A 19,407-nucleotide genomic window follows, 5' to 3' on the forward strand; every position below is an offset into this window, starting at 1 on the left:
GCGCCTGTGAATCCCTCGCGTCGTCAGGCGCTCCAGCTCGGAGGGCTGCTCATGTTCACCGCACTGGCCGGGCGCACCGTCTACGTCCAGGCAGTCGAGGGGCCCGAGCTGGCTGAGAAGGCGAAGGCCGAGCGCACGGTCACCTGGGTCAACCGAGCCCCCCGAGGCGACATCACCGGGCGCGACGGCACCGTCCTGGCCTCCTCGGCGGTCAGCTACGACGTCGGCGTCAACCAATCCGCCATCGCCCAGTACGAACGCACCGAGATGCGCCTCAACGAATCCACCGGCGCCAATGAGAAGGTCGTCGTCGACTACGGGGCGACGGCAGTTGCGGCCCAGCTCGCCCCGATCCTCAACGTCGATCCCCTCGAGCTCGGAGCCAAGCTGGTGGGAAACCGGAGCTACGAGGTCATCGCCCAGGAGGTCTCCCCTGACACCTGGCGCAAGATCAAGGCCCTGGACATCCCCGGGGTCGAGCCCGACCAGCGCACCCGACGTACCTACCCGGCCGGGACCGTGGCCGGCAACGTCCTGGGCTTCACCCACGAGGGCGAGCACAACCGCGAGCTCATCGGGGCGGCCGGGCTCGAGCTCACCCAGAACAAGGTCTTGACGGGAACCGACGGCAAGGGCAGCGAGGAGGTGGGGCGCAGCGGCGTCATCATCCCCACCGGCGAGCAGGAGGACGAACCGGCCAGGCCCGGAGTGACCGTGCGCACCACCCTCAACCCCGACCTGCAGTCCATCGCCCAGGAGACCATCGACAAAACGGTTGCCGCCCAGCACGCCGACTGGGGCATCGTCATGGCCATGGAACCGGCCACCGGCAAGGTCGTGGTCCTGGCCGACTCCAACTCGGTCGACCCCTCCGACCCTGCGGCCACAGCCGAGGAGAACCGCACCGCCCGCAGCGTTCAGGCCGTCTTCGAGCCCGGAAGTGTCGGCAAGGTCGTCACCTTCGCCACCGCTCTGGAGGAGGGGGCCGTCAAGCCCGAGGACACCTGGACCGTCCCGTACACCTGGACCTCGGCCAACGGGCAGACCTTCAAGGACTCCCACGAGCACGAGACCCAGACCATGACCACCGCCGGAGTCCTGGCGGAGTCCTCCAATGTCGGCACCGTGCAGATCGGCGAGAAGCTCGCCGACGACGTCCGCTACAAGTACATGAAGCGCTTCGGCTGGGGGCAGGCCACGGGCATCGAGATGCCGGCGGAGTCCGACGGCATCCTCTACCCGCCCAGCTCCTGGGACGACCGCACCCGCTACACCACCATGTTCGGGCAGGGTGTGGCCGGTACCACCCTCCAGTCGCTCCAGGTGCTGGCCACCGTGGCCAACAAGGGAGTGCGCGTGGCCCCGCGCGTCATCGACGCCTGGATCGACGCCGACGGTAAGGAGAGCCCGCAGAAGCGCCCTGAGGAGGTGCGGGTCATCTCCGAGGCGACGGCCAAGACCCTCACCGAGATGCTCATCGGAGTTACCCAGGAGGGCGGTACCGCGGAGTCCGCCTCCATCAACGGCTACCTGGTGGCCGGTAAGACCGGAACCACCGAGATCCTCAGTGACGACTCCACTGTGGCCTCCTTCGTCGGCTTCCTGCCGGCCCGCGACCCGGTGCTGGCCATCGCAGTCATCGTCAACCGGCCCGAGGGAATCTACGGAGGCACTGTTGCCGCCCCCGTCTTCCGAGAGGTGGCGCTGGCCGCCATGCAGGCACTCAACATCGCCCCGGACCCGAGCGTCGTGGCGGCCCAGGCCGCTCGCAACGGAGCCGGGGGAGAGCGCGACGCGAACCAGTGAGGCCGCCTATGGGGAGATGAGCGTGACCACCAGCACCTCGGCGAAGTTGGCCGGAGGGGCTCTTGTGGAACATCGACAGTGGAAGGTCGCGATAGATTGAGGAACTATGAGCAACCACGCCTACGAGTCGGCCGCCGCCCTACGGCCGAGCTCCAATGGTCCCATCCCCATCAGCACCCTGTGCGAGCGCTTCTCCCTGACTCCCGCCTCAGCTGAGGATGCCGCCGCCCTCAACGACCTGAGCACCCTGGGGGTCAGCGTCGACTCCGGCGACATCGCAGCGGGCGAGCTCTTCGTGGGACTGCCCGGTTTCACCGTCCACGGGGCCCGCTTCGCCGCCCAGGCCGTCGCCTCCGGTGCCGTTGCCATCCTGACCGATGCCGACGGCGCCCAGATCGTTCACGAGACCGCTCCTGGTACGCCGGTCCTCGTGCACGATGACCCCCGTGCCGTCGTCGGCCCCCTGAGCGCCGAGGTCTACCACCACCCGGCACGCGGACTGGTCACTACCGCCGTCACCGGAACCAACGGCAAGACGACCACCGCCTACTTCCTCGACGCCATTCTGTCCGCTCACGTCGGCGGCTGCATGGTGGCCGGAACCGTCGAGCTGCGCGTGGGGGAGCGCTCCGTGGAGTCCCCGCGCACCACCGTCGAGGCCCCCGTCCTGCAGCGGATGATGGCCCTGGCCGTGGAGGACAAGGTCGGCGCCGCCTCCCTGGAGGCCTCCAGCCACGCCATCGTCCTGCACCGGCTCGATGGGCTCGTTGTCGACGTCGCCGGCTTCACCAACCTCCAGCGCGACCACCTCGACTTCCACAAGACCATGGAGGGCTACCTGGAGGCCAAGGCGCAGCTGTTCACCCCCGAGCACGCCCGCCGCGGCGTGGTCTGCGTCGACGACCAGTGGGGGGCGGCCCTGGCCGCCGAGGCCCCCATCGAGATCGACCGCGTGCGCGCCTACCCCGGTGAGACTCCCGCCGACTGGTGGGTCAGCGACGCCGCCGTCTCCCTGACCGACTCCGCCACCACCTTCACCCTCCACGGGCCCGACGGCGAGAAGATCGAGGCCTCCTGCCCCCTTCCCGGACTCGTCAACGTGCAGAACGCCGCCCTGGCCCTGGTCATGGCCATCCGCGCCGGGGTGCCCGCCGCTACGGCCGCCGCGGCCCTGGCCGGTGCCCATAACATCCCCGGCCGCATGCAGCGCATCAGCCAGCGTGACGGTCGACGTGGCCTGTGCATCGTCGACTTCGCCCACACCCCCGAGGCCATGGAGCTGGCCCTCAAGGCCGTGCGTCCCATCACCCCGGGGCGCCTCATCGTGGTCTTCGGATCCGACGGCGACCGGGACCAGGGCAAGCGGCCCATGCTGGGCGAGGTGTGCGCCCGCCTGGCCGATGTTCTGGTCGTCACCGACGAGAACCCCCGCAGCGAGGACCCCCAGCTCATCCGCAACGCCATCCTCGAGGGCGTGCGCGGCGTGCGTCCCGACCTGACGGACGTCGAGGAGATCACCACCTGGCGCGGCGACGCCGTACGCCGGGGCGTCGAGCTGTGCGGACCCGACGACACCGTCATCGTCACCGGCAAGGGCCACGAGCCCTTCCTGGAGATGGCCGGGGAGTTCATCCGCTACAACGACGCGCCCGTGATGGCCGAGGCCGTCGAGAAGAAATGGGGACGGGCATGAGGCTCAGCCTGAGTCAGATCGCCGCCGCCGTCGGCGGCAGGCTCATCGGCCCGGACGCGCCGGTGACCGGGCCGGTCGTCACCGACTCCCGCCAGGCCGCCGAGGGCTCACTGTTCATCGCCGTTCACGGTGAGCGCACCGACGGCCACGCCCACCTGGGATCGGCCGGGGCGCTGGGTGCTGTCGGCGCCATCGTCTCCGACCTGGAGGCCGCCCGCAGCGGACTGTCCCAGGGGCAGGCCGAGGAGCCGACCATGGGGCTCGTCCTCGTGGAGGACACGGTAGTGGCTCTCGGTGCTCTGGCCCGCACCCACCTGGAAGGGCTGCGCCAGGCAGCAGCCGAGCGAGGCGAGCGTCTCACCGTGGTGGCGATGACCGGCTCGGTGGGCAAGACCACCACCAAGGACCTCACCCGCCAGCTCCTGGCAGCCTCCGGCCCCACGGTGGCGCCCCGGGCCAGCTTCAACAACGAGATCGGTCTGCCGCTGACCGTGCTGGAGGCCGACGAGTCCACCCGCTACCTCGTCCTGGAGATGGGGGCCTCCGGGCCTGGACATATCGCCTACCTCACCGACATCGCCCCCCTGGACGCGGCCGGAGTCCTCATGATCGGCCACGCCCACATGGGCGGCTTCGGCTCCATCGAGGGAGTCGCCGCGGCCAAGGCGGAGATCATCGCCGGCCTGCGGCCTGACGGGACCGCCATCCTCAACGCCGACGACGCCCGCGCCGCCGCCATGGCCGAGCTCGCACCGGCACGCGTCCTGACCTTCTCCGCCCAAGGGCGACAGGCCGACCTGAGGGCCGAGAACGTGGACCTGGACGCGGCTGCCCGAGCGGCCTTCGACCTCCACCTGCCCGGTCTCGCCGAGCCCCGCCGCGTCCAGCTGGCCGTGGCGGGAGTGCACAACGTGTCCAACGCCCTGGCCGCCGCGGGGCTGGCCCTGGCCGCGGGCATCGCCCCCGAGCTCGTCGCCGAGCGGCTCGGCTCAGTGAGCATCGAGAGCCCCCACCGGATGGATATTTCGGAACTCAGTGGTGATCTTCTCCTTATCGACGACTCCTACAACGCCAACATCGACTCCATGACGGCGGCGCTGGCGGTGCTGCCGGCTCTGGCCGGGGACCGACGTCGCGTCGTCGTGATTTCCGAGATGCTTGAGCTGGGGGAGTCCTCTGCGGCCGATCACGCGCGCACCGGAGAGCTCGCGGCCCAAGCCGGAGCCGCTATGCTCATCGGCATCGGCTCCACCCAGGAGGCACTCGAGGCGGCCAGGGCGCGAGGGGTCGAGGTCGTCGGTTTCGATGATGCCGCGACCGCCATCTCCCAGATCGACGCCCTGCTCTGCGACGGCGACGCCGTCCTGGTCAAGGGTTCCAACGGCTCGGGCGCCTGGCGCCTGGCCGACCACCTCAAGGAGGTTCGTCCCCGATGACCGCCATCCTCATCTCCGGTGTGGTCGGACTGGTGGGCACCCTGCTGGGGACCCCCCTGCTCATCCGCTACCTCCACGCCAAGGAGTACGGACAGTTCATCCGCCAGGACGGGCCCCAGGGACACTTCACCAAGCGCGGCACGCCGACCATGGGCGGCCTCGTCATCATCATCTCCACTGTCCTGGGCTACACCCTGGCCAATCTCAGCCAGCTGCGCACACCGCGCGCCTCCGGGGTCCTGCTGCTCTTCCTCGTCGTCGGGCTCGGGCTCATCGGATTCCTGGACGACTTCGAGAAGATCTCCAAGCAGCGCTCCCTGGGACTGAGGGCATGGCAGAAGATCGTGGGGCAGGCGCTCATCGGCGTCGGATTCTCGGTGGCGGCCCTGCACTTCGCGGACCGCAACGGACTGACCCCCGCCTCCACCCGGATCTCCTTTGCCCGGGACTCGGCGATCAACCTGGCCTTCGCCGGCAGCGTCGTCGGGCTCATTCTGTTCATCCTGTGGGCCAACTTCCTCATCACCGCCTGGTCCAACGCCGTCAACCTCACCGACGGGCTCGATGGACTGGCCGCCGGCGCCTCGGCCATGGTCTTCGGCGCCTACACGCTCATCGGCGTGTGGCAGACCAACCAGTCCTGCAACTACGGCCACGAGACCATGGTCCCCACCACCTGCTATCAGGTCAGGGACCCGCGAGACCTGGCCATGATCGCCGCCGCCCTCATGGGGGCCTGCTTCGGCTTCCTGTGGTGGAACGCCTCACCGGCCAAGATCTTCATGGGTGACACCGGGTCCCTGGCCCTGGGTGGGGCGGTCGCCGGCCTGTCGATCCTGACCCGCACGGAGTTCCTGGCCGTCATCCTGGGTGGACTCTTCCTGGCCGAGGTCATGAGCGACATCATCCAGATCGTCTCATTCAAGTCAACAGGCCGACGCGTCTTCCGCATGGCTCCACTGCATCACCACTTCGAACTGGGAGGATGGACCGAGGTCAACGTGGTGATCCGCTTCTGGATCATTGCCGGCCTGTGCGTCATCGCGGGACTCGGACTCTTCTACGCCGAGTACCTGCGCCAGCTCATCTTCGGATGAGTCGGGACGCCCGGGCCACTGCGACCCGACCCATTGAAGCAGTCTTCACCTGCCGGAAGCCCCGTCAGGAGAAGTGAGGAACCAGGAGCGTGAGCCCGCACCGTGACCAGCCTGACTGAAGTCCCCGGTGAGCTGACCAGCGCCGTAACCGGCCCCGGCGGGTCTTTGAGCGACCAGCTCGACGGCGCCCACGTGGCCGTTGTCGGGCTAGGGCGCACCGGGCGCGCCGTCGTAGACGCCCTGGCCACGCTGGGGGCCCGCATCCACGTCTTCGACAGCCGTGAGTCCTCCCTCGAGATGCTGCAGACCCCCGTGGCCTCCACGACGGTCGCCGACGCCGAGGCGACCGCGGCCGCCCTGGCGCAGTCCCCGGCCAGGCTCCTCGTCGTCTCACCCGGGGTCCCGGCCACCGGGCCGGTCCTGCGAGGCGCCGCGGCGGCGGGTATCGAGACCTGGAGCGAGGTCGAGCTGGCTTGGAGGATTCAGCAGGACTCAGCGCGTCCGCACGTCCCATGGCTGACTCTGACCGGGACGGACGGCAAGACCACCACGGTCAGCATGCTCTCAGCGATCCTGACGGCCCACGGGCTCACGGCCCCGGCCGTGGGCAACATCGGCACCCCCGTTATCGAGGCGGTGCTGGCCGGCAGCGCCGACGCCCTGGCCGTGGAGCTGTCCAGCTTCCAGCTGCACACCACCAGGACCCTGGCGCCCCTGGCGTCGGCCTGCCTCAACCTGGCCGCCGACCACCTCGACTGGCACGGGGGCCTGGCGGCCTACGCCCAGGACAAGGCTCGGGTCTACTCCCGCACCCGGCTCGCCGCCATCTACAACCTCGCCGACTCCGCCACCGAGGACATGGTCCGTCAGGCCGATGTCGTCGAGGGCTGTCGAGCCGTCGGCTTCACCCTGGCCGCACCGGGATTGGGACAGATCGGCATGGTCGAGGACCTTCTGGTCGACCGCGCCTTCCACGCCGAGCGGCGCTCCAGCGGCGTCGAGCTGGCCACCACCGCCGACCTGGCGCACCTCGCCCCGGCAGGACGCGTCCAGAACCTGCCCGCGCACCTGCTGGCCGACGCCCTGGCGGCCGCCGCGCTGGCCCGGGCGGCCGGAGCTGACCCGCAGGCGGTCTCCGCCGGACTGCGCGCCTACAGTCCCGGGGCCCACCGGATCGTCACCGTCGCCGAGGCGGACGGCATCACCTGGGTCGATGACTCCAAGGCCACCAACCCGCACTCCGCCGAGGCCGCACTGACCTCCCTGCCGCAGGGGACCGCCGTGTGGATCTGCGGCGGCGACACCAAGGGTGCACAGTTCTTCGACCTGGTCCGCACGGTGCGCCCCCACCTGCGCGGCGCCGTCGTCATCGGCAAGGACCAGAGCGACATTCTGGCGGCCCTGGAGCAGGAGGCCCCCGGCCTTCCCCTCACTCGCGTCAGCGACGGCAGCGCCGAGCAGGTGAGCGCCGCAGCGGTGGAGGCCGCCGGCGCCATGGCCCGCAACGGTGACACCGTCATGCTGGCCCCGGCTTGCGCCTCCTGGGACCAGTTCACGTCCTATGCCCAGCGCGGCGACCTGTTCGCCGCCTGCGCCCGGGCCTTCACCCAAGGCGATGGTGCCCGGGACGGGGACGCCTCCGGCGACCAGGAGCGGCTGTGAAGACCGGGCCCACCTCGGCCACCGCCGCCCGCTCGTCGAGCCCCTCCTCGGCAGGAGCCTCTCGGGCGACCGGAGCCCCGTCAAGGACAGCCGGTGCCGGCCGCAAGCCGGAGCGGGACGCCCCCCGGAAGGGCGCTGCCACAGCGTCCCAACAGACCAGGAAGCCCTCCGGCTCTCGGCCCACGGGAGCGGGCGGTCGCCTGGGTGACGCCTGGCGCAAGCGGCTGGCTCACTGGGGCGAGCGGCTCTCAAGACCCTGGGACGGGGGTGCTCCCCAGACCGATGGCGGCTCGCAGGAGCGTCGTCGGCGTCCCTCCGAGGGGTCCGACTCCCCCCAGAGCTCCGAGCAGGTGACTCTGACCTACTACTGCCTGCTCGTGTCCACCCTGGTGCTGGAGACCTTCGGGCTCATCATGGTCTTCTCCGTGCAGTCGGTGACCGTGGCCGCCACCGGTGGCAATGCTTTCACCGACTTCGCCAAGTACCTCATCTTCGCTGCGGTGGGGACGCTGGGCATGGTGGGGGTCTCCCGCATCCCGCTGTCCTGGTTCCCGCGGATGGCGTGGGTGCTCCTGGCGCTGACGATCGCCATGCAGTGCCTGGTGTTCACACCAGTCGGGGTCAACGTCTACGGCAACCGCAACTGGATCCAGGTCCCGGGGGTCGGCACCGCCCAGCCCTCGGAGTTCATCAAAGTGGCCCTCGCCCTGGTCCTGGGGACCCTGGTGACCTGGTACGCGGACAAGCGCCCCCGGGACCGGGCGTGGAAGGCGGGCTGGGGCGGTGTCGCCGTCGCGATCCTGAGCGTCTTCGGCGGACAGGATCTGGGAACCGTCATCATCCTGGTGATCATCGTCGCCGGGGCCCTGTGGGTTGGGGGTATGCGCAAGCGCTGGTTCGCTCTCCTGGGTGCCGGCGGCATCGTCATGTTCGCGGCCGCCTCCATGCTCAGCGCCAACCGGCGCGCCCGAATCACTGCCTGGATCCATCCCGAGGGCGCCGACCCCATGGGCGTGGGCTACCAGCCCAAGCACGGGATGTGGGCGCTGGGGACCGGGGGCTGGCTCGGTGTGGGGCCCGGATCGTCGCGCCAGAAGTGGGGCTACCTCACCCAGGCGGACTCCGACTACATCTTCGCCGTGCTTGGTGAGGAGTTCGGGCTGGTGGGTACGCTCGTCGTCATCGCCCTGTTCGCCGGTATCGGAGCCTGCTGCCTGCGGCTCATGAGGCGCCACACCTCCCTGTACGTCGTGGCCACGACCTCGGCCATCGGGGCGTGGATCGTGGGGCAGGCGATCATCAACATGGGGGTTGTCACTGGTGCGCTGCCGGTGCTGGGCGTCCCCCTTCCCCTCGTCAGCCGTGGAGGCACCGCACTGGTGTCGGTCCTCCTGGCCATCGGGGTGCTTCTGTCCTTCGCGCGTCACGAACCCGGCGCGCAGGAGGCCCTGTCCACGAGTCCCGGGGCGCTGCGTCGTTCCCTGGCAGTCATTGTCCCAAGGAGGAACCGTGCCCGAGACAAGTGAGAGCGCAGGCTCGCCCCAGCAGGAGCGTCCTAGCGGCTCGGAGCGGCCCCGGCCGTTGCGGGTACTGCTGGCCGGCGGGGGCACCGCCGGCCACGTCAACCCGCTGCTGGCTACGGCCGCTGCCCTGCGGGACCCGGCCCTGGGTGGTGATCCTGACACGCAGATCCTCGTTCTGGGGACCGCTGAGGGGCTGGAGAAGCGGCTGGTGCCCGAGGCCGGCTTGGAGCTGGCTCTCGTTCCCAGGGTCCCTCTGCCGCGGCGTCCCAGCGGTGACCTGCTGCGTCTGCCGCACCGGCTGGGAAAGGCGATCAGCGCGGCCACGGAGGCCATTGAGGCTGTCAGGGCCGACGTCGTCGTTGGCTTCGGCGGCTACGTGTCGACCCCGGCCTACCTGGCCGCCAGGAAGGCCGGGGTGCCGGTCGTCATCCATGAGCAGAACGCCCGCCCTGGGCTGGCCAACCGGCTGGGGGCCTCCTGGGCCCAGGCCGTGGCCCTGACCTTCGCCTCCACCCGTCTCAGGGCTTCCAAGGGTTGCACCGAGGTCACGGGGTTGCCGCTGCGCCCGGCCATCGCCACCCTGGTGTCGCGGCGGGCCGCGAGCGAGGGGGCCCGCCGAGCTCGTGTCGAGGGCGCCCAGGCGCTGGGACTCGACCCCGACCTGCCCACGCTGCTGGTGACGGGCGGTTCCCTGGGGGCCCAGCACCTCAACGAGGTCCTGAGCGAGTCACTGGGTTCTCTGCCCGCAGGGCTTCAGGTGCTGCACCTGACCGGTAAGGACAAGGATGCCCCGGTGCGCGCCGCCCTCGAGGCGGCAGTGGCCTCCGGGGCTGAACAGGACCTCTCCGAGCGGTACCACGTGCTCGACTACCTGACCACGATGGAGCAGGCCTATGCCTGCGCCGACGGGGTCCTGTGCCGCTCCGGCGCCGGCACCGTCGCAGAGATCACGGCACTGGGGCTTCCAGCGCTCTACGTCCCCCTGCCGATCGGCAACGGGGAGCAGCGTCTCAACGCCGCTGACGTCCTGGCCTCCGGAGGCGGTCGCATGGTGCTCGACGCCGACCTCAAGCCCTCGGACATTCTTGACTTCGCCATGCTCATCTCCGACCCTGAGCGGCAGGCCGCCATGGCCCGGGCCGCGGCCTCCACCGGCGTCCAGGATGCGGCGGCCCGCCTGGCCGCCCTCATCCGGCAGTGCGCCTCCATCCATGACACTCCTACTGACGAGGAGAACGCGGCATGACCGCCACGACACCCCAGGACATCCCCCGCACTGCCGACCGGCCGGCCGGCGCCGATCAGCGCACACTGGCAGACAGAGCCTTTCACCTCATTGGCATCGGGGGAGCGGGGATGAGCGTGGTCGCCCAGCTGCTCGCCGCCCGCGGCGCCCGAGTCTCCGGCTCCGACGCCCACGGGGGCCCCGCCTTCGACCACCTGGCCGATCTGGGCATCACGACCCACCTGGGGCATGACGCCGCGAATGTGCCCGAGCGGAGCACTGTTGTGGTGTCCACCGCGATCAAGGAGACCAACCCTGAGCTCGCCCAGGCCCGCAGGCGGGATCAGGAGGTCATCCACCGGTCCCAGGCTCTGGCGCTGGCCGCTCAGGGCCTGGATTTCGTCGCCGTGGCGGGGGCGCACGGCAAGACCACGACCTCGGGCATGCTCGCCGAGGCCCTCACCGAGGCCGGAGCCGACCCCTCCTTCGCCATCGGCGGGGTCGTGCGGGCCCTGGGCACCGGCGCCCACCTGGGCGGCGGCCCCGCACTGGTTGCCGAGGCCGATGAGTCCGACCGCTCCTTCCTCAACTACACCCCCCGCGTGGAGATCGTCACCAACGTCGAGCCCGACCATCTCGACAGCTACGGCACCGCGGAGGCCTTCGAGGCGGCATTCGTCGACTTCGCTCACCGGCTGGTGCCCGGGGGCCTGCTGGTCGCCTGCGCCGCCGACGCCGGCGCACTGCGCCTGGCGCAGTCCGCAGCCGCCGAGGGCCTGCGCGTCGTCACCTACTCCTTTGCAGGCCCCGACACCCTCCCCGGCGGAGTGCTCGTGGGGGAGGGGCACGTCCACCTGGACATCCAGGAACGTGGGGCCTCATCCACTCGGGGGCTGCTGACCCTCACCAAGGCGACTGGCCGCGAGCCCGCCGGCGGTGTGGGTGAGGAGGCGCATCTTGGCCCGGTGGAGCTGGTGCTGGCCGTTCCGGGTGACCACGTGGCCCTTGACGCCGCCGGCGCCTGGGCAGCGGGCATCGAGCTCGGCGTCGAACCGGCCCTGATGGCCCGGGCGCTGGGGGCCTTCGGGGGGACAGGACGGCGCTTCGAGGACCGGGGCGAGGCTGACGGCGTGCGCGTCATCGACGACTACGCCCATCACCCCACGGAGATCGAGGCCCTGCTGCGCACGGCGCGGGGCGTGGCCCAGGAGCGCGGCGGCCGGGTCCTGGTCCTGTTCCAGCCGCATCTGTTCTCCCGCACCCGGGCCTTCGCCGACCGCTTCGGACAGGCGCTGGCCCTGGCCGACGCCGTTGTCATCACTGACGTCTACCCCGCCAGGGAGACTCAGGCGGACTTCCCCGACATCACCGGGGACACGGTCGCCCAGCGCGTCCCCGGTGGCACCGCCAGGTTCGTCGCCGAGCGTCTTGAGGCCGCGCACGCGGTGGCCGACCTGGCGCGCCCGGGCGACCTGCTGCTGACAGTCGGTGCCGGCGACGTCACTGAGCTCGCCGGTACGGTACTGGGCGACCTGGCGGCACGCGAGGGCGGTGCAGCCCCCTCGCCCGACGACCGGGACGAGCAGGCATGAGGAAGCCCTCGGCCCCCCGTCCTGAGCGCTCCAACCGTGCTCAGGACGCCCCGGCCAGCATCCCGCCGCGCCGCTCCGGCCCCAGGCGTCCGCGTCCCTCCCGCTCGGCGCAGGGACCATCCGCGCCGAGCACCCCGACGGATCACAGGACCGAGCAGGCCGGGCCGGCGGTCCCCGCCAAGCGGCCCCGGAGCGCTTCCGCCAGGGCCCCTAAGGCTCCGAACGGAGCCGCCGGGTCGGCCTCGAGGCCCCGGCGTCCGTCGACGTCGAGGGGTGCGTCCAGTCCCTCGCCGGTCTCGCGTCGTGATGGCGAGGGTACCGGCACCACCAGTACCCGTCAGGACTCCTCCAGCCCCGACGCGGCGTCGAGCACCGAGCTGACCGTCTTTGGCCGCAGGCAGGTGGCTCTTCCCGGTAGAGACGACCGGGTCGTCTCCACCGGCCTGGCCGATCGGCTCAAGGAGCGTCAGGCCGCCCTGCGCCAGTTGCGGCTGCGACGGGTGGTGAGGGCCGCCGTCGTGGTGGTCGCCATCGTCCTGGTGGTCTGGGCCCTGGCCTTCTCACCCCTCCTGGGCCTGCAGACCCAGAGGATTTCCGTGGCCGGATCGGACGGCAGCGTCTCGGACAAGCAGGTCCGCGAGGTTCTGGCCGCCTACGAGGGCGACTCGTTGCTGCGGCTGGATACCGGCCGGCTCTCCACCCAGGTCAGCGACAAGCTGGTCCGGGTGCGCCGGGCGCAGGTGACCAGGGCCTGGCCCCACGGGTTGCGGGTGCACCTGACGATGCGCGTGCCGGTGGCCACCGTGCAGGACTCGGACGGCTACCAGGTCCTCGACAACGAGGCCGTGGTCCTCGAGCGGGTCTCCGAGCCGCCATCAGGCCTGGTGAACATCGTGCCCGATCCCGCCGCGCAGGCATCGGGGCCACTGAGGATCTCCGCCAAGCAGGTCGCCGCTGTCACCCAGGTGGTGGGCTCCCTCACGCCGGAGACCCTGGCCCAGGTGAGCAGCGGCAGCGCCACAGAGGCGGGGCAGGTCACACTGACCTTGTCCAGCGGGGCCAGTGTGGTCTGGGGGAACAATCAGGACAACGCGCTCAAGGCGCGCGTCCTGGCGACTCTCATGACCACCACCGCATCGATTTACGACGTCTCCTCACCGCATCGCCCCACCACACGATCCGCCGACGCAGCGGCCACGACCACCGCGGCGCCATCGCCGACGTCCTGACAACGGTTCCTCTGCTCCGCCGCTGCGTGGCGAGTCCAGGGACGGCGGGGTGCGCAGCAGCACGTGACCTCAGACCTTCAGGTTTATTGCAGGTAAATTGCAGTGATATAGCAGGGAATCCGCAGGCAACTGCACACGAACACGCCGGGCTTCAATGCGATACGACGTCCTGGAAGTCTCATAGCGTTAACCCCGTCGTTCAGAGAATGACATAAGTATTGACCTTAACTTGAGGTTGAGGTTTGAGGGGAGTCCTCGTCAGAGGGCTCATGACGAAACTCGCGGAGGGGACGCCAGTGGTCGAGAGCATGGCTGTGGACGACTCACAGCACTACCAGGCAGAGATCAAGGTCGTCGGTGTTGGCGGAGGCGGCGTCAACGCCGTCAACCGCATGATCGAGGCCGATCTGCGTGGCGTGGAGTTCATCGCCGTGAACACCGACGCCCAGGCGCTGCTCATGTCCGACGCTGACGTCAAGCTCGACGTCGGGCGGGACCTGACCCGAGGTCTGGGGGCGGGAGCCGACCCGGCGATCGGCCGCAAGGCCGCAGAGGACCACGAGTCTGAGATCCGCGAGGCCCTCGACGGCTCGGACATGGTCTTCGTCACCGCGGGTGAGGGAGGCGGTACCGGCACCGGAGCGGCCCCCGTCGTCGCCCGCCTGGCCAAGAGCATTGGCGCGCTGACCATCGGTGTGGTCACCCGTCCCTTCTCCTTCGAGGGGCGCCGCCGCTCGGCCCAGGCCGAGGACGGTGTCCAGGCGCTGCGCGAGGAAGTCGACACCCTCATCGTCATCCCCAATGACCGCCTCCTGCAGATCGCCGACAAGAACATCTCCGTCGTTGACGCCTTCAAGCAGGCCGACCAGGTTCTTCTTCAGGGTGTCCAGGGCATCACCGAGCTCATCACCACCCCCGGTCTCATCAACGTCGACTTCAACGACGTCAAGTCCGTCATGCAGGGTGCCGGCAGCGCTCTCATGGGTATTGGCTCGGCCACCGGCGAGGGGCGTGCGATCACGGCGACCGAGGAGGCCATCGCCTCGCCGTTGCTGGAGACCTCGATCGACGGCGCACACGGTGTGCTGCTCTTCTTCCAGGGCGGTTCCGACCTGGGCCTGTTCGAGATGAACGAGGCCGCCAACCTCGTGCGCGAGGCTGTCCACCCCGAGGCCAACATCATCGTCGGAAACGTGGTCGACGGTGCCCTGGGCGACGAGGTGCGGGTGACGGTCATCGCCGCCGGCTTCGACTCCGAGCCGATCGTCGGCGGCCTGGCCGATCCGATGACTCGGCTGTCGCGGGCTGCCGCCGTGCCGCCGGTGCCCTCCTCCCCGGTCGATGACCTGCCTCCGGCCCCCGCTCCTCGCGGTGGCGCTCATGCCGCCCAGAACCCGGTGACTCGTCCGGTCCCGCTGGCACCTCCGCCCTCCGCCTCACCGGCGGTCGCAGCACACCTGTCGGAGGTCAGCGCGGCTGAGGCCCTCTCCTCAGGGAGCATGCCGGCCTATGTTGATGAGTCCTACGGCTCCTACGGCTCGGTGCCTGCACAGCACTCGGTCTCCGATCTTGAGGTTCCTCAGGTGATCGGGGTTGACGCCGACGATGATGGCATCGACCTGCCCGACTTCCTGCGCTGAGCGCTATCGCTGTCTGGGGGCGCGGCAACCATGTGCGACACCAGTGCCGTTGAGGCCTCGGACCTGATCGAGGTGGATCTGGGCCCGCGGGCTCGTGGGTACTTCACTACCCGCGGTCTGCGGGCCCTTCCCGTCTCGGTCCCAGGTGGCACCGCTCAGGATCGGATTGCTGACACCAGGGGAGGGGCCTCCTATGACGGATGGAACCTGGCGCTCCACGTCGGGGACGACCCGCAACGTGTTCAATGTCATCGTCGTCAGCTCGAGGAGTTGCTCGGACTTGAGCAGGGGCGTCACCTGGCCTGGATGAACCAGGTTCACTCCGCCGTCGTGGCCACGGCCCAGGCCGGTGAGGTGCCCACGGCGGATGCGCTCGTGCTGGACTCCCGGACAGGCGGGGCGCCCGCGGGTTGCTGCGTTCTCGTGGCCGACTGCGTCCCTGTCCTGCTGGCGTCCGGGGACGGTGCTCTGACGGCCGCAGTGCACGCCGGGCGGAGAGGCATGCTCGACGGCGTCGTGCCTGCCACGATCGATTCCCTCCGACGCGGTGGAGTGGAGCCGGCGGATCTGTGGGCCGCCGTGGGGCCGTCGATCTGCGGCTCCTGCTACGAGGTCCCCGAGGAGATGCTTGTACTGTCCGCTCAGCGCGAACCGGCATGCGCTTCGAGCACATCGTGGGGAACGCCTGGCATCGACGTCGCCGCAGGCGTCCTCGCTCAGCTCGAGCGTGCCGGTGTTGGTCACATCAGTGCTGGTCAATGGTGCACCTATGAGGACCCTCGCTTCTTCTCCTATCGGCGTGATGGAGTGACGGGACGCCTGGCAGGCGTTGGAGTTCCGCGATAGGGCCAGTCCGCTGGGTAACTCATGGGCGTGACCTTCCTGAAACCTGAGGTGGGGGACACGCCGAGGTGAGGTCCCCGTGCGGTGTCGCGGGGGCGGATACCGTCGCAGCACATCCGGAACGCAGGGGACCGGACGAACCAAGGAGCGATAAATGGGCGCGCTGCGCAGTATGACCAGTTTCCTCGGCTACTCGGAGCCGGAGGAGGAGACCTACGAGGACAGCTATGAGGCTGCCGACGCGGGTTACGCCGTGCAGGAGCACGAGCAGGACTTCAGCGACGAGGGGTACGAGGACTTCTCTGCTCCGGCTGTGCCCGAGCCCGTTGCTGCCGCCCCCGACCTTCGCCGTATCGTCACGGTTCACCCCTCGACCTACAACGAGGCCAGGATCATCGGTGAGTCCTTTCGTGACGGCGTCCCCGTCATCATCAACCTTACTGGTATGAGCGAGTCTGACGCGCGTCGCATGGTGGACTTCTCCGCCGGTCTGGTCTTCGGATTGCACGGTGCTATTGAGCGTGTCACTCCGCGGGTGTTCCTGCTGACCCCGGCCAGCGTGGAGATCGACGGCGGTGAGGTCGCCGAGGCCCGCGGTCGCTTCTTCAACCAGAGCTGAGCTGACTCCTACGTGAACCTTGTCTCCGCGGTAGCCGGGATCCTGTCGAGCATTCTGAGCCTGTACTTCCTCATCCTCCTGGTCAGGGTTGTGCTCGACTGGATTCAGGTCTTCGCCCGCCAGTGGCGCCCCCGGGGGATCGTCCTGGTGCTGGCCAACCTTGTCTACGCTCTGACGGATCCGCCTCTGCGAGTGATCCGTCAGAGGGTTCCCCTGGCACGCCTGGGAGGGGTCGGTATCGACCTGAGCTTCCTGGTCCTGGTCTTCGGGATCTGGATCATCCAGTGGTTCCTCGGACTTCTCATCTGAACAGGTGTGAAGTTGTGAGCGAACCGCTAGAGTGCTGTACTCACGTCAGCGTGAGATAGCGCGCTTGATGTGGCCTGAACCTCGAGTTCAGGTACTCTGTCCGCATGAGTGACCGGATGCCCGGTGCTCGTGACCTTATCCGTAACGACACCGAGGTGACGACCCATGACGCTGCTGACAGCAGACGACGTCCTCAACAAGAAGTTCCAGGCGACCAAGTTCCGTGAGGGCTACGAGCAGGACGAGGTCGACGAGTTCCTCGACGAGGTAGTCGAGGCCATGCGTCAGCTGGAGGCTGAGAACGCCGACCTCAAGGCCAAGCTCGAGGCCGCCAACCGTCGAGTTGCCCAGCTCGGCGAGGGAGCTGCCATCCCCTCCGCCCCCGCTTCCCCCGTATCTCCGGTCCAGGCAGAGCCCGCCATGTCCATGCCGGCCGTCGCTGCCGGCGAGACCGGCGGCCAGGGCCCGGCTGCTGCCTCCGGCATGCTCGAGCTGGCCCAGCGCCTCCACGACGAGCACGTCGCCAACGGCAAGGCCGAGGGTGAGCGCATCGTCACCGAGGCCCGCTCCACCGGTGAGCAGATCGTGCGAGAGGCTGAGGACCAGCGCAACCGCACCCTCGCCCAGCTGGAGAAGGAGCGCGCCAACCTCGAGCACAAGATCGACGAGCTGCGGCGCTTCGAGTCCGACTACCGCACTCGCCTCAAGAGCTACCTGCAGAACCTGCTGGCCAACGTCGAGGACGGCGGCGAGAGCTCCATCTCCAGCCTGTGATCCTGTAAGGGTCGTGATCCTCCAGGCCGTGATCGTCTCCCGGCTCATCCCCGTGAACGTTCCCGGGACTGGCCAACGGAGCCCTATTACGATGCTCCCCGTCCGATCCGGATGGCCCAGCTCCAGCAGTTGTCAGTGACACGGCCTCCTACGAAGGGCGGCGACCCGCACGGGTCGCCGCCCTTCGCTTGGTGTATAGCCCATTCATCACACGTTCCCCTTCGAGTGCAATGCGAGAAAGCCCCCATGCCTGACCATGTCGATCCCGCCTCCCGTGTGGAGGAGGCCGCTGACAACGTCGGTAACGCCGTCGACTCCGACAACGTTGTCCCACCGCCCACAGACAATCCCCTCAGCGCCATGGATGAAGCCCTGACGTCGCCGGCGGCAGATGGGAAGCGATCCAAACGTCTTCCGGTGATCGTCCTGTGGCTGGTGGCGCTCATCGTCATCGTCGTGGACCAGGTCACCAAGCAGTGGGCGCTTTCCGCGCTGTCCGACGGTCGGCACACGGCGCTGCTCGGCCGTGCCCTGGGGCTGGTCCTGGTACGCAACCCGGGCGCCGCCTTCTCCTTCGCCACCGGACAGACGTGGATCTTCGCACTCATCGCGTCTTTCGTTGTGGCCATCATCATCCGTGTCTCCCGGAACCTGGCGTCCCGCTCCTGGGCGGTGGCCCTCGGGCTGGTTCTCGGTGGGGCGGTCGGCAACCTCATCGACCGCCTTCTGCGGGAGCCCGGATTCCTACGTGGCCACGTCATCGACTTCATTGACTACGGCGGCTACTTCGTGGGCAATGTCGCCGACATCGCCATCGTGGCGGCCGCCGCGGGCATCATCATTCTGTCCCTGGGAGGCTGGGAGATCGACGGCACACGGGCCGGTGCCGTGGACAACCCGGAGGTGGAGGCTACCGACGGATCGACCTCCTCAGCCGACCGAGGCACTCGAGCCCGCCGAAGGGATCGCGCCGAGGCGCCCATAGAGTCGGAAGAGTCCGCCGGGGCATCGACGCAGGGTTCCTCTGCGGAGTTGCCATGAGCGTGCGCCTGCTGCCCGTGCCCGACGGCTTCGACGGCGAACGGGTCGACGCTGCGCTGGCCCGGATGACGGGCCTGTCCCGCAGCCGGGTCGAGGACCTCTGCGAGGCCGGAGAGGTGCGCCGAGGCGGCGAGACGCTGGCCAAGTCCTCTCGTCTGCGCGCGGGGGAGCTCCTTGAGGTCGACCTGCCCGATCCCCGTCCCGTCGAACCGGTCGCCACTCCCGTGGAGGGCATGGAGCTGCTTTATGAGGATGAGGACATCGTCGTTGTCGACAAGCCCGCAGGCGTGGCCGCGCACCCCTCCATGGGATGGGACGGCCCAGACGTCCTCGGCGCCCTGAAAGCCATGCACGTGCGAGTGGCCACCTCCGGCGCCGCCGAGCGCCAGGGCATCGTCTCGCGCCTGGACGTGGGTACCTCGGGCGTCATGATCGTGGCCAAGGGGGAGCGGGCCTACTCGGTGCTCAAACGCGCCTTCCGGGAGCACACGGTGGACAAGGTCTACCACGCCCTGGTGCAGGGCCACCTCGACCCCTCCAGCGGCACCATCGACGCTCCCATCGGCCGTCACCCCAGCCGAGAGTGGAAGATGGCCATCATCGAGGGCGGGCGCGAGTCCATCACCCACTACGACGTCATCGAGGCGATGCCCGGGGCCTGCCTGGCCGAGATCCACCTCGAGACCGGGCGCACCCACCAGATCCGCGTCCACATGGCCGCCGTCGGCCACCCCTGCGTCGGAGACGCCACCTACGGCGCAGACCCGGCCATCAGTGCGCGCACCGGTCTGATCCGCCAGTGGCTCCACGCCCGCGAGCTTGGCATCGCCCACCCCATCACCGGCGAGCACATGGTCTTCACCTCCGACTACCCCGACGACCTCGTCCACGCTCTGGATGTGCTGCGCCTACCATGAA

The 19,407-nt window shown here is 69.4% G+C and carries 16 protein-coding genes; all 16 read left to right on the forward strand.

Annotation, left to right across the window (positions count from 1 at the left end):
• Positions 1 to 6 precede the first annotated feature (6 nt).
• The 16 genes from AXE84_RS09585 (at position 7) to AXE84_RS09660 (ending at position 19,406) form a co-directional block, all read left to right on the forward strand.
• A complete protein-coding gene (locus AXE84_RS09585) occupies positions 7 to 1,806 on the forward strand; it encodes a peptidoglycan D,D-transpeptidase FtsI family protein (RefSeq protein WP_060957713.1) in 1,800 nt (599 codons plus the stop codon).
• Between the two features lie 106 nt (positions 1,807 to 1,912).
• On the forward strand, positions 1,913 to 3,499 hold the full coding sequence (locus AXE84_RS09590) for a UDP-N-acetylmuramoyl-L-alanyl-D-glutamate--2,6-diaminopimelate ligase (protein WP_060957714.1): 1,587 nt from the start codon (positions 1,913 to 1,915) through the stop codon (positions 3,497 to 3,499).
• A complete protein-coding gene (locus AXE84_RS09595; RefSeq protein ID WP_060957715.1) occupies positions 3,484 to 4,935 on the forward strand; it encodes a UDP-N-acetylmuramoyl-tripeptide--D-alanyl-D-alanine ligase in 1,452 nt (483 codons plus the stop codon). The genes AXE84_RS09590 and AXE84_RS09595 overlap by 16 nt, the downstream gene beginning before the upstream one ends.
• Complete coding sequence (gene mraY, locus AXE84_RS09600) at positions 4,932 to 6,032, forward strand: phospho-N-acetylmuramoyl-pentapeptide-transferase (RefSeq protein ID WP_010613663.1); 1,101 nt, start codon at positions 4,932 to 4,934, stop codon at positions 6,030 to 6,032. The genes AXE84_RS09595 and mraY overlap by 4 nt, the downstream gene beginning before the upstream one ends.
• A gap of 102 nt (positions 6,033 to 6,134) precedes the next feature.
• A complete protein-coding gene (gene murD / locus AXE84_RS09605; RefSeq protein WP_236750045.1) occupies positions 6,135 to 7,694 on the forward strand; it encodes a UDP-N-acetylmuramoyl-L-alanine--D-glutamate ligase in 1,560 nt (519 codons plus the stop codon).
• The gene (locus tag AXE84_RS09610; protein ID WP_060957716.1) at positions 7,691 to 9,220 is read left to right on the forward strand and encodes an FtsW/RodA/SpoVE family cell cycle protein; all 1,530 of its coding nucleotides are present in this window, start codon (positions 7,691 to 7,693) and stop codon (positions 9,218 to 9,220) included. Before murD ends, AXE84_RS09610 begins: the two co-directional genes overlap by 4 nt.
• Positions 9,204 to 10,463 (forward strand): undecaprenyldiphospho-muramoylpentapeptide beta-N-acetylglucosaminyltransferase, encoded by a 1,260-nt coding sequence (murG, locus tag AXE84_RS09615; protein ID WP_060957717.1) that lies wholly within the window; start codon positions 9,204 to 9,206, stop codon positions 10,461 to 10,463. The genes AXE84_RS09610 and murG overlap by 17 nt, the downstream gene beginning before the upstream one ends.
• Positions 10,460 to 12,034: a UDP-N-acetylmuramate--L-alanine ligase gene (gene murC, locus AXE84_RS09620; RefSeq protein ID WP_060957718.1), complete on the forward strand. Its 1,575-nt coding sequence runs from the start codon at positions 10,460 to 10,462 to the stop codon at positions 12,032 to 12,034. Before murG ends, murC begins: the two co-directional genes overlap by 4 nt.
• Positions 12,031 to 13,263 (forward strand): cell division protein FtsQ/DivIB, encoded by a 1,233-nt coding sequence (locus AXE84_RS09625; RefSeq protein ID WP_236750046.1) that lies wholly within the window; start codon positions 12,031 to 12,033, stop codon positions 13,261 to 13,263. Before murC ends, AXE84_RS09625 begins: the two co-directional genes overlap by 4 nt.
• 269 nt (positions 13,264 to 13,532) lie before the next feature.
• Positions 13,533 to 14,903: a cell division protein FtsZ gene (gene ftsZ, locus AXE84_RS09630; protein WP_205408320.1), complete on the forward strand. Its 1,371-nt coding sequence runs from the start codon at positions 13,533 to 13,535 to the stop codon at positions 14,901 to 14,903.
• Between the two features lie 30 nt (positions 14,904 to 14,933).
• Positions 14,934 to 15,749, forward strand: a complete 816-nt coding sequence (locus AXE84_RS09635) for a polyphenol oxidase family protein (protein WP_060957720.1) — start codon at positions 14,934 to 14,936, stop codon at positions 15,747 to 15,749.
• A gap of 151 nt (positions 15,750 to 15,900) precedes the next feature.
• Positions 15,901 to 16,365, forward strand: a complete 465-nt coding sequence (locus AXE84_RS09640; protein WP_010613671.1) for a cell division protein SepF — start codon at positions 15,901 to 15,903, stop codon at positions 16,363 to 16,365.
• A gap of 12 nt (positions 16,366 to 16,377) precedes the next feature.
• Entirely contained in the window at positions 16,378 to 16,674 is a 297-nt protein-coding gene (locus AXE84_RS09645; RefSeq protein ID WP_010613672.1) for a YggT family protein, read from the forward strand.
• 165 nt (positions 16,675 to 16,839) lie between these two features.
• On the forward strand, positions 16,840 to 17,448 hold the full coding sequence (locus tag AXE84_RS09650; RefSeq protein ID WP_060957721.1) for a DivIVA domain-containing protein: 609 nt from the start codon (positions 16,840 to 16,842) through the stop codon (positions 17,446 to 17,448).
• Between the two features lie 246 nt (positions 17,449 to 17,694).
• Positions 17,695 to 18,489 (forward strand): signal peptidase II, encoded by a 795-nt coding sequence (gene lspA, locus AXE84_RS09655; protein ID WP_060957722.1) that lies wholly within the window; start codon positions 17,695 to 17,697, stop codon positions 18,487 to 18,489.
• A complete protein-coding gene (locus AXE84_RS09660; protein ID WP_010613675.1) occupies positions 18,486 to 19,406 on the forward strand; it encodes an RluA family pseudouridine synthase in 921 nt (306 codons plus the stop codon). The genes lspA and AXE84_RS09660 overlap by 4 nt, the downstream gene beginning before the upstream one ends.
• Position 19,407 lies beyond the last annotated feature (1 nt).

Source organism: Actinomyces oris, assembly GCF_001553935.1.
Classification (GTDB): domain Bacteria; phylum Actinomycetota; class Actinomycetes; order Actinomycetales; family Actinomycetaceae; genus Actinomyces; species Actinomyces oris_A.

Coding starts and splice junctions, on each gene's coding strand:
- AXE84_RS09650 (WP_060957721.1), top strand. CDS start 16,840: ATGACGCTGCTGACAGCAGACGACGTCCTCAACAAGAAGTTCCAGGCG.
- AXE84_RS09625 (WP_236750046.1), top strand. CDS start 12,031: ATGAGGAAGCCCTCGGCCCCCCGTCCTGAGCGCTCCAACCGTGCTCAG.
- AXE84_RS09635 (WP_060957720.1), top strand. CDS start 14,934: ATGTGCGACACCAGTGCCGTTGAGGCCTCGGACCTGATCGAGGTGGAT.
- AXE84_RS09640 (WP_010613671.1), top strand. CDS start 15,901: ATGGGCGCGCTGCGCAGTATGACCAGTTTCCTCGGCTACTCGGAGCCG.
- mraY (WP_010613663.1), top strand. CDS start 4,932: ATGACCGCCATCCTCATCTCCGGTGTGGTCGGACTGGTGGGCACCCTG.
- lspA (WP_060957722.1), top strand. CDS start 17,695: ATGCCTGACCATGTCGATCCCGCCTCCCGTGTGGAGGAGGCCGCTGAC.
- ftsZ (WP_205408320.1), top strand. CDS start 13,533: ATGACGAAACTCGCGGAGGGGACGCCAGTGGTCGAGAGCATGGCTGTG.
- AXE84_RS09660 (WP_010613675.1), top strand. CDS start 18,486: ATGAGCGTGCGCCTGCTGCCCGTGCCCGACGGCTTCGACGGCGAACGG.
- AXE84_RS09590 (WP_060957714.1), top strand. CDS start 1,913: ATGAGCAACCACGCCTACGAGTCGGCCGCCGCCCTACGGCCGAGCTCC.
- murC (WP_060957718.1), top strand. CDS start 10,460: ATGACCGCCACGACACCCCAGGACATCCCCCGCACTGCCGACCGGCCG.
- AXE84_RS09595 (WP_060957715.1), top strand. CDS start 3,484: ATGGGGACGGGCATGAGGCTCAGCCTGAGTCAGATCGCCGCCGCCGTC.